At 58.7% G+C, this 13,615-nt stretch carries 15 protein-coding genes; 10 read left to right on the top strand and 5 right to left on the bottom strand.

Going from position 1 to position 13,615, the window contains the following annotated elements; translation table 11 throughout:
• Positions 1-249: 249 nt before the first annotated feature.
• A complete protein-coding gene (locus tag ACQUQP_RS13865) occupies positions 250-807 on the bottom strand; it encodes a cyclic nucleotide-binding domain-containing protein (RefSeq protein WP_432695624.1) in 558 nt (185 codons plus the stop codon).
• A gap of 210 nt (positions 808-1,017) precedes the next feature.
• On the opposite strand from ACQUQP_RS13865, the gene ACQUQP_RS13860 reads away from it, so the two are divergent.
• The 7 genes from ACQUQP_RS13860 to ACQUQP_RS13830 all read left to right on the top strand — a co-directional run bounded on the left by ACQUQP_RS13860 (position 1,018) and on the right by ACQUQP_RS13830 (position 7,835).
• Positions 1,018-1,392, top strand: a complete 375-nt coding sequence (locus ACQUQP_RS13860) for an LPD1 domain-containing protein (protein WP_432695623.1) — start codon at positions 1,018-1,020, stop codon at positions 1,390-1,392.
• An 86-nt stretch (positions 1,393-1,478) separates the two neighbouring features.
• A complete protein-coding gene (locus tag ACQUQP_RS13855; protein WP_432695622.1) occupies positions 1,479-2,627 on the top strand; it encodes an HD-GYP domain-containing protein in 1,149 nt (382 codons plus the stop codon).
• A 16-nt stretch (positions 2,628-2,643) separates the two neighbouring features.
• Positions 2,644-3,387 (top strand): spermidine synthase, encoded by a 744-nt coding sequence (locus tag ACQUQP_RS13850; protein ID WP_432695621.1) that lies wholly within the window; start codon positions 2,644-2,646, stop codon positions 3,385-3,387.
• Between the two features lie 143 nt (positions 3,388-3,530).
• Positions 3,531-5,060, top strand: coding sequence for a diguanylate cyclase domain-containing protein (locus ACQUQP_RS13845; protein ID WP_432695620.1), 1,530 nt, complete (start codon positions 3,531-3,533; stop codon positions 5,058-5,060).
• A 335-nt stretch (positions 5,061-5,395) separates the two neighbouring features.
• Positions 5,396-5,815, top strand: coding sequence for a secondary thiamine-phosphate synthase enzyme YjbQ (locus ACQUQP_RS13840; protein ID WP_432695619.1), 420 nt, complete (start codon positions 5,396-5,398; stop codon positions 5,813-5,815).
• Positions 5,816-5,925: 110 nt separating this feature from the next.
• On the top strand, positions 5,926-6,444 hold the full coding sequence (locus tag ACQUQP_RS13835) for a YgjV family protein (RefSeq protein WP_432695618.1): 519 nt from the start codon (positions 5,926-5,928) through the stop codon (positions 6,442-6,444).
• Positions 6,445-6,605: 161 nt separating this feature from the next.
• Complete coding sequence (locus ACQUQP_RS13830) at positions 6,606-7,835, top strand: EAL domain-containing protein (protein WP_432695617.1); 1,230 nt, start codon at positions 6,606-6,608, stop codon at positions 7,833-7,835.
• Here ACQUQP_RS13830 and ACQUQP_RS13825 read toward each other — a convergent pair.
• The 4 genes from ACQUQP_RS13825 to purM are packed head-to-tail and all read right to left on the bottom strand — an operon-like array spanning position 7,769 to position 10,464.
• The gene (locus ACQUQP_RS13825; protein ID WP_432695616.1) at positions 7,769-8,053 is read right to left on the bottom strand and encodes a YfcL family protein; all 285 of its coding nucleotides are present in this window, start codon (positions 8,051-8,053) and stop codon (positions 7,769-7,771) included. The genes ACQUQP_RS13830 and ACQUQP_RS13825 overlap by 67 nt on opposite strands.
• The gene (locus tag ACQUQP_RS13820) at positions 8,050-8,745 is read right to left on the bottom strand and encodes a DUF3108 domain-containing protein (protein WP_432695615.1); all 696 of its coding nucleotides are present in this window, start codon (positions 8,743-8,745) and stop codon (positions 8,050-8,052) included. The genes ACQUQP_RS13825 and ACQUQP_RS13820 overlap by 4 nt, the downstream gene beginning before the upstream one ends.
• 8 nt (positions 8,746-8,753) lie before the next feature.
• Positions 8,754-9,404, bottom strand: coding sequence for a phosphoribosylglycinamide formyltransferase (gene purN / locus ACQUQP_RS13815; protein ID WP_432695614.1), 651 nt, complete (start codon positions 9,402-9,404; stop codon positions 8,754-8,756).
• Position 9,405: 1 nt separating this feature from the next.
• Positions 9,406-10,464 carry a phosphoribosylformylglycinamidine cyclo-ligase gene (gene purM, locus ACQUQP_RS13810; RefSeq protein WP_432695613.1) on the bottom strand — a complete coding sequence of 353 codons (1,059 nt, stop codon included), beginning with the start codon at positions 10,462-10,464 and terminating at the stop codon, positions 9,406-9,408.
• A 203-nt stretch (positions 10,465-10,667) separates the two neighbouring features.
• Here purM and ACQUQP_RS13805 point away from each other — a divergent pair, with 203 nt between their 5' ends.
• Genes ACQUQP_RS13805 through hda form a run of 3 tightly spaced genes read left to right on the top strand, consistent with a single transcriptional unit; the run spans position 10,668 to position 13,531 of the window.
• The gene (locus ACQUQP_RS13805) at positions 10,668-11,747 is read left to right on the top strand and encodes a DUF2066 domain-containing protein (protein WP_432695612.1); all 1,080 of its coding nucleotides are present in this window, start codon (positions 10,668-10,670) and stop codon (positions 11,745-11,747) included.
• On the top strand, positions 11,740-12,822 hold the full coding sequence (locus ACQUQP_RS13800) for an AI-2E family transporter (protein WP_432698707.1): 1,083 nt from the start codon (positions 11,740-11,742) through the stop codon (positions 12,820-12,822). The genes ACQUQP_RS13805 and ACQUQP_RS13800 overlap by 8 nt, the downstream gene beginning before the upstream one ends.
• 1 nt (position 12,823) lies before the next feature.
• Positions 12,824-13,531, top strand: coding sequence for a DnaA regulatory inactivator Hda (gene hda, locus ACQUQP_RS13795; protein WP_432695611.1), 708 nt, complete (start codon positions 12,824-12,826; stop codon positions 13,529-13,531).
• The last annotated feature ends 84 nt before the right edge of the window (positions 13,532-13,615 follow it).

Below are 13,615 nucleotides of genomic sequence, written 5' to 3'. Positions count from 1 at the left end.
ATCTGAGCGTTTTTTTACAGACCTTTCCGGGGTTGAAGCGGTTCAAGGAATTGGAGCAGTAGCACGAGCGTCTGAAGCGGCATTTTGTCGGCCCGGGGCTGGACAATATAAATATAAACTGTGGGTGGAGTACGAAAAGTTGATCGCATAGCTTGACGAAAGAAGCGCTAACGATAGCTTTCTGCCGTGATGTGCCGCAGACGAAGCTGATAATCCGCACTGAAAACCGAAAGGCGGTTTATTTGAGCTTCAAACGATCTTCGGTCCAGAGTCATTTCCTTCAGTGTCCGTTGATTGAAGGTATGACGGAAAGGCAGTCTTCAGATCGGCGTTCAGGTCGGACAACATCCAAGCTGTATTAATAAAAGCTCTAGCCATCCCGCGGACAAGGTTCAGTATGATTAGCCCGAATGCTTCGGGCTCCTGCTGGTGTAAATCCAGAAACTGTCCGGAGCTGATTTCGAGGATAGTCGAGTCCTCTATAGCTATCACACGAGCTATACGGTCACAAAGTGCAATCATCGTCACAAAACCTACGTCATCTCCGGGGTGGTGGTTTCGCGCCAGAGCCCAACCGCCGTCCTTTCTGGGCTGATATGAGCTCACTACACCACTAAGAACGATGCAAAAGCTTTCGCTGCGCTCCCCGCCCGCATAGAGAGTTTCGCCTTTTTCTAGCGTCTTCACGCGTCCCTTGGTTAGTAGGTTTAGAATCACCGCATCAGGCAAAGCACCAAGAGTTGATAGCTCTCGAAAGTACTCCGCTCCCTGCGCGTTCCAATATTCCAAGGCATCAAGCTGTTTCATGGCGCACCTGACCGCAACTGCCTGTATCGTGGAAAGTATAGTCAGGGAGAAATCGAGTCGGACGTTTTATGAAGAACCAACTACTATTGATAGCCTCTAGGATGCCCCGCGCTTATTGAGGTGAGAGTGTTTCAGGAGTGTTGACTTGGAGAGTGATCCGTATGTGATCACTATATTGCCGGCCAGGCGCTTACCGCGGTTAAAGCTTCGGTGTTTGGTTCGCGGGCCTGGCTGCGTGACGAGGCCGAGGTTGAGCACCCGCTCAACAAGCTGCTGTTCGACTGCTACCGCGTCATTATGCTCAGTGCGGATGGCAGCTCTCCCAGTGATCTGGTGAAGCGCTCCATGGCGGCGGATCGCGAACGTGGGGTGCTCTATTACAGCCTGCCGGAGGAGGTCTGTGCCCGTGCCTTCGAGGCCTGGGTACAGGATGCCAGAATAAAGAACCATTTTCTGGTCAAGGGGACCAAGGAGTCACCAGAAGCGAAGGCGGGCCTCTATCCGCTGCCGGCGGAACGAATCGCCATCGGTAGAGCATTTAGTTATTATTTTGCGACACTTGGAAAAGCCTTGAACCGCGCTTGAGGTATACTAACCTCGTACTCAGGATGCGGTGACGCGCACTGAGCGCGTATACAACAGGTATCAGGCATATCGGGAAAGGAGAATCGATGGCTCAACTTATATACCTGACCGCCAGTGAGGCGATTCTGCAGGGCCTTGTCGGCGTACTTCACCCGAGTTACGCCCTGAACGTCTTGCGAGACCCCAAAGAGGTAGAGAGCGCTCTTGAGGCGGGGAGTCTGGATGCGGTGCTGCTGATAGATGATGCGGTGGTAACGGCGTTTGGCGAAGCCCGCTCTCAGGCAGTGATAGGCCGGGCCAAGCACAACTCACTGCCGGTGCTGATGTTGAACCATGAGGCGACGCCGGATGCGAGGCTGCGGGCGCTGGAGATGGGTTGCGATGACTACCTGGCTCAGCCGTTTCTGGCCCCGGTGATCGATGGCAAGTTGCGCACCTATTTCAAGCTCAACCAGTTACGCCAGCGCGTCGACGAACAGACCGATGCGATGGAGCATGTGCTGACTGAACTCTCGGTGGTCCAGGATGCGGCCATTCTCTGTCTCGCGGCTGTGGCCCGGGTGCGGGATCACTCCACCGGTAACCATATCCTGCGCACCCAGCATTATGTCAAAGCGCTGGCCGAACATCTGCGACACCACCCGCGTTTCGCCGGCGAGCTGGATGCCGAAACCATCGAACTGCTGTATAAGACGGCGGCCCTGCATGACATCGGCAAGGTGGCGATTCCCGATTCGATCCTGCAGAAGCCCGGTGAGCTGACGCCGGACGAGTACGAGATCATGAAGCAGCACGCCTACTATGGCTATCACGCCATGCATACCGCTGAGCAGCTGATGGAGCAGCGTCTGGGCGGGCGCGCCGCGCGTTTTCTCAAGATAGGCCAGCAGGTTACACTGAGCCATCACGAACGTTGGGATGGTACGGGCTACCCGGAAGGGCTCAGGGGCGAAGAGATACCGGTGGTTGCCCGGCTGATGGCGGTGGCGGATGTCTACGATGCGATCTCCTCGCGCCGGCCTTACAAGGATCCCATGGGGCACGACAGTGCCGTTGCGCACATCTTCGCCGGCCGGGGCAGTCATTTTGATCCCGATGTCGTGGATGCCTTTATCGATCTCAAAGACACTTTCGCCAGTATCGCCGAGGTTCTGGAGGACCTGTTTCCATCCTTGACCGACTTGACACTGCATTCAATCGACAAGCTGATCACCCCGAAGACCGGCTCGACCTGAGGAATACCAGACCCTTATGACCGCTTCCGCCCGGGAGATATATCGTGACTACGACCAATACGGCGTTGTCCGTGTGCTGGATGATGGCAACCGGCGTATCCTGAGTTTTGGCAACGATGATGAACAGAGCTGTGCGTTGAAGTCCGACATGGCCGACCCGCAGCATGAATACACCCGGGCGATGCTGTTGGTGCTCGCCTTTATCGAGCCACGTCGGGTGTTAACGCTGGGCCTCGGGGCCGGTAGTCTCAATACCTGCCTGCACAACCGTTTTCCCGATATTAAACAACAGGTCGTGGAGCTGCGTCCCGCCGTGATCGACGTCGCCCGGCGTTTTTTCCAGTTACCGCGCAGCAAGCGTCTTACATTGCATGAAATGGATGCGGCGGACTACATGGATGCGCCGGATAGCGGCAAGGTCGATATCCTGTTCAGTGATCTCTACGGAGAAGAGGGCATGGATGAGCTGCAATTGACGCCGCGGTTTGTTAACCAGTGCGCGGATCTGCTTAAGCCTGGCGGCTGGCTTGTACTTAATTGCTGGCGTGACCATGAGGGCAGTGAACTGATCAATGTGCTGTCAGCCGAGTTCAGTGAACTCAAAAGCTGCAAAACCAGCGATGGCAACTGGATTCTGTTTGCCAGCAAGCAATCTCTGCAATACAGCAGCAGCCAGTTGAAGACCAATCTGAAAAAACTCGAAAAGCAGCTAGGCTTTTCTTTGAATCCTGGCTTTAAGCGCCTGCAATCGGTGTTCTGATAACAGCAGGTCAGCGGCCTGTCACGGGTGGATGCCAGGTTGGGAAGGGGGCGGAGTGTTTGGCGCCTCTCGTGCGTGCACTGTATGACCCCTCGTCGGCGCAGGGAATCAGAGCAACACTCAGGAATGGGTAGCTGTAGACGATGAAACGGATTTTGAAGTGGTTAACCCAGTGGATAGGGGAGCTCAATACCCGCTCAAGCACTCGCCTGGCGATTGCGGCGGTCACGCTGTTCCTGCTGTTTGATTTCTCCGCACTGGCCTTGAATGTCTGGCTCTCTTCCCGTATCGAATCCCAGGCGGTTTACATCAACCTGGCTGGTCGTCAGCGAATGCTGTCACAGCGAATGGTAAAAGCACTGCTGGAGATCGATGATGCAAAGGAGCGTGGCTGGGAGCTGACGCCGATTCTCTCGGAACTTGAGGAGAGTGCCTGGCTGTTTGATCGCACGCTGAATGCCTTTGCGCGTGGCGGAACCACCTTCGATGGGCTTGGCAACGAGGTTTACCTGGAGGCACTTAACGACAATCAGGGACGGTCGCTGGTGGTTAGCGCGGAAGAGGTTTGGGTGCCCTATAGCGAGGCGGTCAACCGCTTGCTGGATGATGGCGCACAAAGGAGTCTGTTGACCGCCGTTTATATGGCGCAGGAGCGAAACCTTCAGCTGCTGGATCTGATGAACCGGTTAACCTGGGAGCTGGAGCAGGTCACCCAGCATGAAGCGGCCCAGATCCGGATATACCAGGGGGGCGCCTTTCTGCTGGCGCTGTTGAACTTTGGTGTTGTTGTATCGATTTACCTTATTCGTATCCGGCGTGCTCATTTTGAACGCGACCTGATCGATAGCGTCATCAACCGGGTCGCTTCAGGTGTGCTGGTGGTCGATGCCGACCAGTGTATTATCCGCGCCAACGAGGCGATGGAGCTGCTCATCGGTTACAGCGAGTCGGACCTGCTGGGACAGCCTGTCCAGCAGGTATTAAGAGGCCAGGATAAAGGGATGGTGGCGGTCAACCGGGACGGTGAGGTGTATCACTGTTCGGTGGACATCAGCCTCGCGCAACTGGGTGGGAAGCCGGTCGAGGTGTACACAATCAACGACGTGACCGAGCATAAACGGGCCCAGGACCGTTTATCGATTCTCGCCTATCATGATCAGCTGACCGGGCTGCCTAATCGCTTGCTCTTTGACGATCGCCTGAAGCTGGAGCTGAACCGCTGCCGCAGGGACAGCTCACGCCTGGCGGTGCTTTTCATCGATCTGGATGAATTCAAGCCGGTCAATGATAACCATGGCCATGATGTGGGCGACCGGGTGCTGCAGCAGTTTGCGCAACGGCTGAATAACTCCGTTCGCACTACCGATATGGTCTCCCGTCGGGGTGGCGACGAATTTACCCTGATCCTGACCGATATTCCCGAGCCTGAGGTCTGTGAACGGCTTGTTCACGGACTGCACCATGAGCTGACCAAGCACTACGTGATAGAAGGTCGGCAGCTCAGTGTCGGGGCCAGTATCGGTGTGGCGACCTTCCCTGACGATGGCGCCGATGCCAACCAGCTGCTGCGTCACGCCGATGAGGCGATGTACTGGGCCAAGGAGCAGGTGCCTGACAGCATTACGTTTTGGCGAGACTTGCAGCGCCTGTTACCCAGGGAACCCGCGAGTTAGGGCCTGCATGAACTAGTTCGCCTGCGAACCAGGGAACTCATACACCAGAGAACAGATACATACGTATGCAGCGATCGCCGCGGCGCCTTAAACGTACAGCGGCTTAAAGCCGCGATTCCGGTTTGAATACAGCTAATACTCACCGGGCTATCTCTCCTTTGGAATCCGTCGTTATCGATCAATTCTTTCACTGCTTGGGCCGGTGGCATCGGGCGGCCGTATGTGCGGTCTGGCAGTTGTTTATCCTGGGGTGCAAGGCTAGGGTGTTCGACTTGGTGTAAACAGCGGCGTGAAACTGTCGGGGCCGCGCGGATCAGTAAAAGGGGGTAGTTGTCATGTGGATGCAGAAGGAGATCAGCTTGAAGCCGCGTGCGCGGGGCTTTCACCTGATCACTCACGAGATCGAACAGGCGATTGAGGAGCTCGGTGGTATTAATATCGGTCTGCTGCACCTCTTTATCCAGCACACATCGGCGTCCCTGACCATCAATGAAAACGCGGACCCTACGGTGCGGGCCGATTTTGAAAGTTTTTTCAGTCGCGCGGTACCCGAGGATGAGCCTTACTACCAGCACACCCTGGAGGGGAGTGACGACCTTCCCGCTCATTTAAAGAGCAGTATCCTGGGTCCGAGTCTCCAGATCCCTATCACCAGTGGGCGCCTGAATATGGGAACCTGGCAGGGCATTTATCTGTGCGAACACCGCAATCATGGTGGTAGCCGGCGTCTGGTGATTACCCTTCAGGGAGAGTGAGCCTGCCGGCGTGTGCCGGCTCTCTCCGTATTTAATAGCGCGCTTCATCCGGGTTGGGTCAGAAATGTCGGTCGCTAGTCCGGGTTTGTTAAAGGTTTCAGGTTCTGCCCATGACGTGGATTGAACTGGCGGGTCAGGCGGTCAGCCTGACCGCCTTTGCGCTCTGTATGGCCGCTTTTGCCAGCAAGCGGGATGAACGCCTGCTGCGGCTGTTGGTATCGGCCAATATCGCGTTTGCGCTGCAGTTCGCGCTTTTCGGCAGCTGGACCGCTGCCTTGCTTAGCCTCCTGGTGGTTGTTCGTATCCTTCTTGCCCGTCGCTTCGCCCGCAACCTGACAGTGATGTTGCTGGTGCTCGCGGCAAGCCTGGTGGCTGCCTGGCTCACCTGGCGCGGTCCACTTGATCTGCTGCCGCTGGCGGCCACCTTTATGGGAGCGCTGGGCATGTTCATGCTGCGTGGTATCCCGATGCGATTGATGCTCGCGGGGGCGGGGAGTGCCTGGCTGCTGAGTAACCTGGTAATCGGTTCCGTGGGTGGCACCCTGGCTGAAGCCGCGGTGGTGGTTATGAACCTGGTCACCGTGGCAAGGCTCCTCCTCGACAGGCAACAGACCGCACCGCACGCTTGATCCCTGCCCGCTTCGGTCGAGCCTAATCCGGCAGCCCGGGAAAGCGCTATGCTTAACCTAGAGCGTCCATCGATTTTCCCCTGTATCGCGGCTCAGGGTCGGGCTGAGAGAGCTCTGGCCCGGGCCTTGCTTACAGAGCAGGCGAACGACTTGAGGTGGCTATGAATAAGAACGTGTTTCCCTGGTTTCAGCCTATCGTTGAAGTGGCCAGCGGTAGGATAGTGGGTTACGAGGCGTTGGCCCGCCATTACGACGATCGCAATGAAGTGGTCACCGCCGCGCATCGACTGCAGGCGGATGAGAACTCAGACCCTGTGGCGCGGCTGGAACTGGACCGGCGCCTGAGAGCCGAGGCGTTGCGGGAGTTCGCCCAACATGCGGAGCCGGGCCAGGTGCTATCGCTGAACCTGTCGCCGGAATGGATAGATTCGCTGGAATCCTTTGAGCAGCTGCCGACGCTGAAGATGATTCACGCAGCGGGCGTTGATCCGAAACAGGTGCTGCTTGAGATTACCGAGATCAGTGGCGATATAAATCGCATTCGGGAGCTTGCGACCCGCTACCGTCAGGCCGGGGTGCGGGTGGCATTTGATGATTTTGGTGCCGGGTTCCAGCAGCTCGATCGCCTGATGGTGTTTACTCCCGACGTGCTCAAGATCGATATCCGCATGTTTGATGTCCATCAGGAGGTGCACCAGAAACGAGCGCTCATGCAGATGATGGGAGACCTTGGTGCGAGAATGGGTTGCAAGGTGGTGTTCGAGGGGGTGGAAACCGAGGATGAGTTTTTCCTTGCGCTGCACTGCAATGCCAGCCATATCCAGGGCTTCCTGTTCTCCTCTGCGCAGGCGCAGTTTCTGCCCGCGGACCATTTCAAGGCGCAGGTGGACCGGCTGCTGGCGGTTCACCTGGATCTTTCGATCGAGGAGACAGCGCGGCGTCAGTGGCACCATGACGGGCTTAAAACCGAATTGATGGCGCTCCGAGAGTTGCTGCTGGCCGGTGGTGAGCACTCCGGCAGTCATCTTTCGAGCTTTCGGCCCGACCCGGATATTCTGAGGTTCTATATCTGCGACCGCCAGGGCAACCAGATATCACCGAACTGGTTTTTCCGCGATGAGCAGTGGCAGTCGGATGACAGTGTCCTGGGCTCCAACTGGAGCTGGCGGCCTTACTTCTATCAGCTGGTGGGTTCCGCGGACTATGATCGCCGGGTGTTGAGCTCAATCAGTTATAGCGATATCAAAACCGGGCAGATCTGCCATACGCTTTCACTGGCGTTGGACGAGCGACGGGTGTTGCTGGTGGATGTGATTGAGCGGGCTCAGAGCTCGCGGCCAATGTCGGCGCTGATCGCCTGCCAGAGTGACCTGATGCCCAGCTTGTCCTGATCGGACAGGCGGTCAACGGCGAATGCGTCATCCAGACTCTCGTTGACCCGCCGGGTCAGTGATTCGGCGCTTTCACCGCCGTCTGCGGCGATCAGACTGACATGGCCGAGCAGGTAGCTGGCGAAGAAGCGCTTGTCGTCATCGCCGGCATCAGCGCTGATCTCAATGTCGGTCAGGGTCTGGTAGGCCTTGTCGGCGGCCTGGTCAAAAGCGGTCATCTATTCTCCAGTTGGTTGAGCAGGAGTCCGTATTCCTTGCCGTCGGACTCTATCTGGTAAAGTTTCACGATCAGGTATTCAAGTTCCGGCGCGAACCAGAGGTGCGTGGTGCGCTTGGCCTTGTCGCCGCGGACCCGCTCCACCTTGAGGGCGTTAAAGTCTCCGGCCGGAGTGCTGACGGTCTCTTCGCCAAGGACGCGGAAGTGGTATTCAGACAGGGGGCCACCATCGGCTACCTGGTACACCATCTCTTTTTTCCCCGCCGCCAGATCCAGTCGCAGCTGCAACTGGTAGCTGAGCTTATCCTGGGCGCCGTCCGGGACTTTCATGTGCCAGGGCTTGTTTTCCACAGTGGTGGTGACGTGGTTGGCGGACCAGTCGAACTCCAGCTCTACCAGGCGCTCCCGTCCGAGTAACTTTCGCTCGTAGCGATAGCGGCTGGGTCGGATAGTGTCGTTGCGGTAGCTGAAATGGGAGGCTTCGTGCTGTTTGGCGACCACGGCGTCGGCGTTGGAGTCGAATATCCAGCTGCCATCGTCAAGCTGGCGAAGTTCGCGGTATGCGTTGGCGTTCAGCTCCACTCCAGCATCCAGGTTGGCGGTGTAGCTGGCGCGAAACGGGGTCAGTGTGCTGGCGCTGGCGGACTGAGTCAGCGCAGTTATCAGTAACAGGGTGCTCAGTCCGTAGCGCATTACGTTGGTCACTCGTCCTGGTAGCGGTATCCCGTTGCAGGGAGTGCGGCTCCGTCCAGCATAACCTGGCCATTGTTCAGACTCAGGCGCCCGGCACAGAACCACTCTACCGCCAGTGGGTAGATCCGGTGCTCGAGATGGTGAACTCGTTGCTGCAGGCTGTCGGCATCATCCCCGCTCTGCACCGGCGTGGCTGCCTGTACGACCAGCGGACCGCCATCCAGTTCCTCGGTGACGAAATGCACGGTGCATCCGTGTTCCGCATCGCCCGCTTCGAGCGCGCGTTGATGGGTATGCAGACCCTTGTATTTCGGCAGCAGGGAGGGGTGGATGTTAAACAGGCGTCCGGCGTAATGACGCACGAACTCCGGTGTCAGGATGCGCATGAAACCGGCCAGTACCACCAGGTCAGGCTCGTAGCTGTCGATCTGCTGCTGCAGAGCCTGATCGAACGCGGCGCGGTCTTCATAATCGCGGTGGCTGAGCACCGCGGTCGCGATCCCGGCGTTACTGGCGCGGGTCAGCCCGTAGGCATCGGCCTTGTTGGAAATCACGGCGGCGATGCGACCGGGAATCCGGCCGCTGCTCGCCTGATCGATGATCGCCTGCAGGTTGGAGCCGCTGCCGGAGATCAATACGACGATACGCTTGTCACTCATCTCAGGCGTTGAGACCCCGCAGCTCGACCTGCTCTTCGCCTTCAGCGGCAGCTTCGATGGTGCCGATTACCCAGGCGGTTTCGCCTTCGCCAGCCAGCAGATCCAGAGCTTCCTGCGCCTTGTCCGCCGGTACGCAGATCACCATGCCCACGCCGCAGTTCAGGGTGCGGTACATTTCACGCTGCTCGACGTTACCCTGCTCCTGCAGCCACTTGAAGACGGCCGGGATTTCCCAGGAGTTGGTGTCGATCACCGCTTTGGCGTTGTCCGGCAGCACACGCGGGATGTTTTCCAGCAGGCCGCCGCCGGTGATGTGGGACAGGGCGTTAACCTGGCTCTCTTTGATCAGCTTGAGCAGCTGTTTGACGTAGATCCGGGTCGGTTCCAGCAGGGCTTCAGCCAGGGTCTTGTCGCCCATCGGCATCTGCAGGTCCGCATCGCTGACTTCGAGGATCTTGCGGATCAGTGAGTAGCCGTTGGAGTGCGGGCCGGAAGAGGAGAGAGCGATCAGGGTGTCGCCGGTGCTGACCTTGCTGCCGTCGATGATCTCGTCTTTCTCGACCACGCCGACACAGAAACCGGCCAGATCGTAGTCATCGCCTTCGTACATGCCCGGCATTTCGGCGGTTTCACCACCGACCAGTGCAGCACCTGCCAGCTCGCAGCCGGCGCCGATGCCGGTCACCACGTCCGCGGCCATATCCACGTTCAGGTGGCCGGTGGCGTAGTAGTCGAGGAACAGCAGCGGTTCAGCACCTGCTACGACCAGGTCGTTGACGCACATGGCGACCAGGTCGATACCGATGGTGTCATGCTTGCCCAGGTCCATCGCCAGGCGCAGCTTGGTGCCGACGCCGTCGGTACCGGTGACCAGTACCGGCTTGCGATATCCGGCGGGCAGTTCGCACAAAGCGCCGAAGCCACCCAGACCGCCCATCACTTCGGGGCGCGAGGTGCGTTTGGCGACGCCTTTGATACGTTCGACAAGAGCGTTGCCGGCATCGATATCAACACCTGCATCCTTGTAGCTCAGGGATGTTTTCTCAGAACCTGTAGACATGGATTGGATCAACCTTTCAACAGCGGGAATACTAGCGATTAAGAAGGCGCCTAGTTTACAGCGCCGGGTAGGGTAAAGGCCAGTTTTCACCGCTTTGTTGGTCAATGTTCTGTGATAGAGTTGCAGCCATTGGGTGGTGTATTCCCACACAGCGCCCCGAGTCGTGTTTACGGTGTCCGCCACAGCCAGAGGAAAAGGCGCAGATGCAGAAGTTGCTGTCCAAGTTGACCTTCCCAATCCTGATTCTTGTTTTGCTGCCGTTACTGGCGCTGCCGCTGAAGGCGGCCCCGGTGGACAACCTTTTCATTGCCAGTATCAACCCGGCGGCGGATCAGGCGGAGAAACTGAACCGGGCCCTGGCCCAGGTGATGGTCAAGGTCAGTGGCCGGCGCGATATCCTCAAACATCCGGCGTATGAAACGATCCGCGATAATGCGGCACTCCTGGTTAAGCCCACGGATACGCCGGAGCGGATCGCTTTCGACGGGGACGCCTTGAGCCACCTGATGACCAGCCTTGAAATGCCGGTACAGCCGGCGGACCGTCCGCAGCTGCTGGTCTGGTTTGTGCGTGACGGCATGACGCTGGTGGAGCCGGGCAGTCAGACCTACCGTGAGTTACAGGAAACCGCCCAGGAACGTGGCCTGCCGGTGCGCGAGCCGCTGCTTGATCTGACCGATCAACTGGCGTTGGAGGCGGGTCAGCTCGCCGCCCTGGATCAGGCCGCGATTCTGCAGGCATCGGCGCGCTACGAGCCGGATGCGGTGCTGGTTGGACGCATCGATGGTGAGACCCTGGACTGGGCGCTGCTTAACCAGGGTCGCCTGGTCAGCCAAAGCACCAGCCTGAACCCGGTGGATCTGCGTCGCACGATGGACCAGGTGGCGGATCTGCTGTTCGGGGTTGAGACGGCGGCGTCCGGCCAGAACACCCTGCCGCTGGAACCGGTGGCTGTGGGTGCCTTCCAGCCGGATGGGGAGGAGATCGAGGTACAGGGGCTCGAGTCGGCGGCGGCCTACCTGACAATGAGCGGCTGGCTAAGTGCCCAGCCGGGTGTCGCCCGCGTGGTAACCGCAGGTCGGGCAGGCACCGGCGTGAAACTGATCGTCGAACTTGATGGCACGGGCGGCAGCCTGCAGTCCCTGCTGGCCGACAGCACCAACCTGACGCCGCTGGGTGAAGGGCGTTATCTATGGACTGGACCTCAGGCGATCGTGACGCCTGAAACCACCGGCGTTGAGAGTGCCGGTGCAACGGAGGATGCAAAGGATGCAGCTGAGTGAGTCGCAACGCTGGTTTTTACTGATAACGACGCTTGTTGCCGGGGTACTGGTCTACCTGCTGGCGCCGATACTGTCCCCCTTTCTGGTTGGCGCGCTGCTGGCCTACCTGACCGACCCCATCGCTGACCGTCTTGAGGCCAGGGGTATGGGCCGCACCCTGGCGGTGGTCGTGGTGTTCGTAGCCCTGACGCTGCTGATGGTGGTGTCGATCCTGCTGTTGATTCCGCAGCTCAGCGAGCAGATCCAGACCATGATCCGTCAGATTCCGGTGGTGCTGGACCTGCTCCACAACAGGGTTCTGCCCTGGATCGAAAAGACCCTGGATGTGAACGTCAGCCGTCCCGATATCGAGTTTGTCCGGGAGTGGATCAGGGAGCACTGGCAGCAGACCGGTAACCTGGCGGCCCAGCTGATGGGTGGTCTGACCCGTTCGGGGCTCGCGGTCGCGGCCTGGGCGGCCAACCTGGTGTTGATCCCGGTGGTGACTTTTTACCTGTTGCGTGACTGGGACCTGATGATGGAAAAAATCCAGCGTCTGCTGCCGCGCAATCTGGAGCCCCGTGTCACCCTCTGGGCGCGGGAGTGTGATGAGGTACTGGGGGCATTTATCAAGGGTCAGCTGTTGGTGATGCTGGCACTGGGTATCATTTATGCGCTCGGTCTGTGGGTTGTTGGGCTTGATCTTGCGCTGCTCATTGGTATGCTTGCCGGCCTTGCGAGCATCGTACCCTATATGGGGTTTTTCGTAGGCATAGTGGTTGCTGTCGTTGCCGCCTATGTACAGTTCCAGGATCCGCTGGTTCTGCTATGGGTCGGTGTGGTGTTCGGCATCGGCCAGGCGCTGGAAGGCATGGTACTGACCCCGCTGTTGGTGGGTGATCGTATCGGCCTGCATCCGGTAGCGGTGATCTTCGCCATCATGGCGGGCGGTCAGTTGTTCGGTTTCGTGGGTGTGTTGCTGGCACTGCCGGTGGCTGCGGTCATCATGGTACTGCTGAGACACCTGCACGAAGGCTATAAAAGTAGTCGGCTGTATAGCTCCGACCAGCCGGAATCTACCGGCGAAGTAGAGTGAGATGAGTAAGAAAAAGGCGCCAGTTCAGCTACCTCTGGGTATCATTCTGCGTGATGATGCGCGGTTCGAGAACTTCGTGTCCGGCGATAACGGGTTGGCGCGCGCGGAGCTCGAGCGGGCCGCCCAGGGGCACGGAGAGCAGTACATCTACCTTTGGGGACATGCCGGGGTGGGCTGTTCACACCTGCTGCAGTCCTGCTGTCACGCCGCCGACCCCGTGCGTCGTACCGCCGTCTATCTGCCGCTGGCCGAACTCAGCCACGCCGGTCCCGAGATTCTTGATGACCTGGATCAGCTGCAGCTGGTCTGCATCGATAACCTGGAGCGCGTTGCCGGCTACCCGGAGTGGGAAGAGGCGCTGTTTCACCTGTTCAACCGCATGCGCGCCGCCGGGCACGTGTTGATCCTGGCGGCAGATCGTTCGCCGCGCTCCCTCGGATTGAAACTGCCTGACCTGGAATCCCGCCTGAACTGGGGGCTGGTGTTCCAGATTCGCCCGCTGGATGACGAGACCAAAGAAATCGCGCTCAAGGCCCGTGCCGGTGCACGCGGACTGCAGCTCGGTGATGAAGTGGTGCGTTACCTGATGCATCATGGCAGTCGTGACATGGCCAACCTGCTGGTGACCCTCGACAAGCTCGATCGCGCCTCGCTCAGTGCCCAGCGGCGTATCACGGTACCTTTCGTAAAACAGGTGATGGGCTGGTAGCGGCCAACCCTCAGCTGTCACCAACACGTCACGTCACTGTCATCGCTCGGCGCGTCGAACCTCGTATGCTGTAGGGGAGTCGAC

The organism is Marinobacterium sp. YM272, from assembly GCF_050908845.1.
GTDB lineage: Bacteria > Pseudomonadota > Gammaproteobacteria > Pseudomonadales > Balneatricaceae > Marinobacterium_D.
The sequence above is the reverse complement of the archived record's forward strand: the minus strand, read 5'-3'. Positions and strand labels throughout refer to the sequence as shown.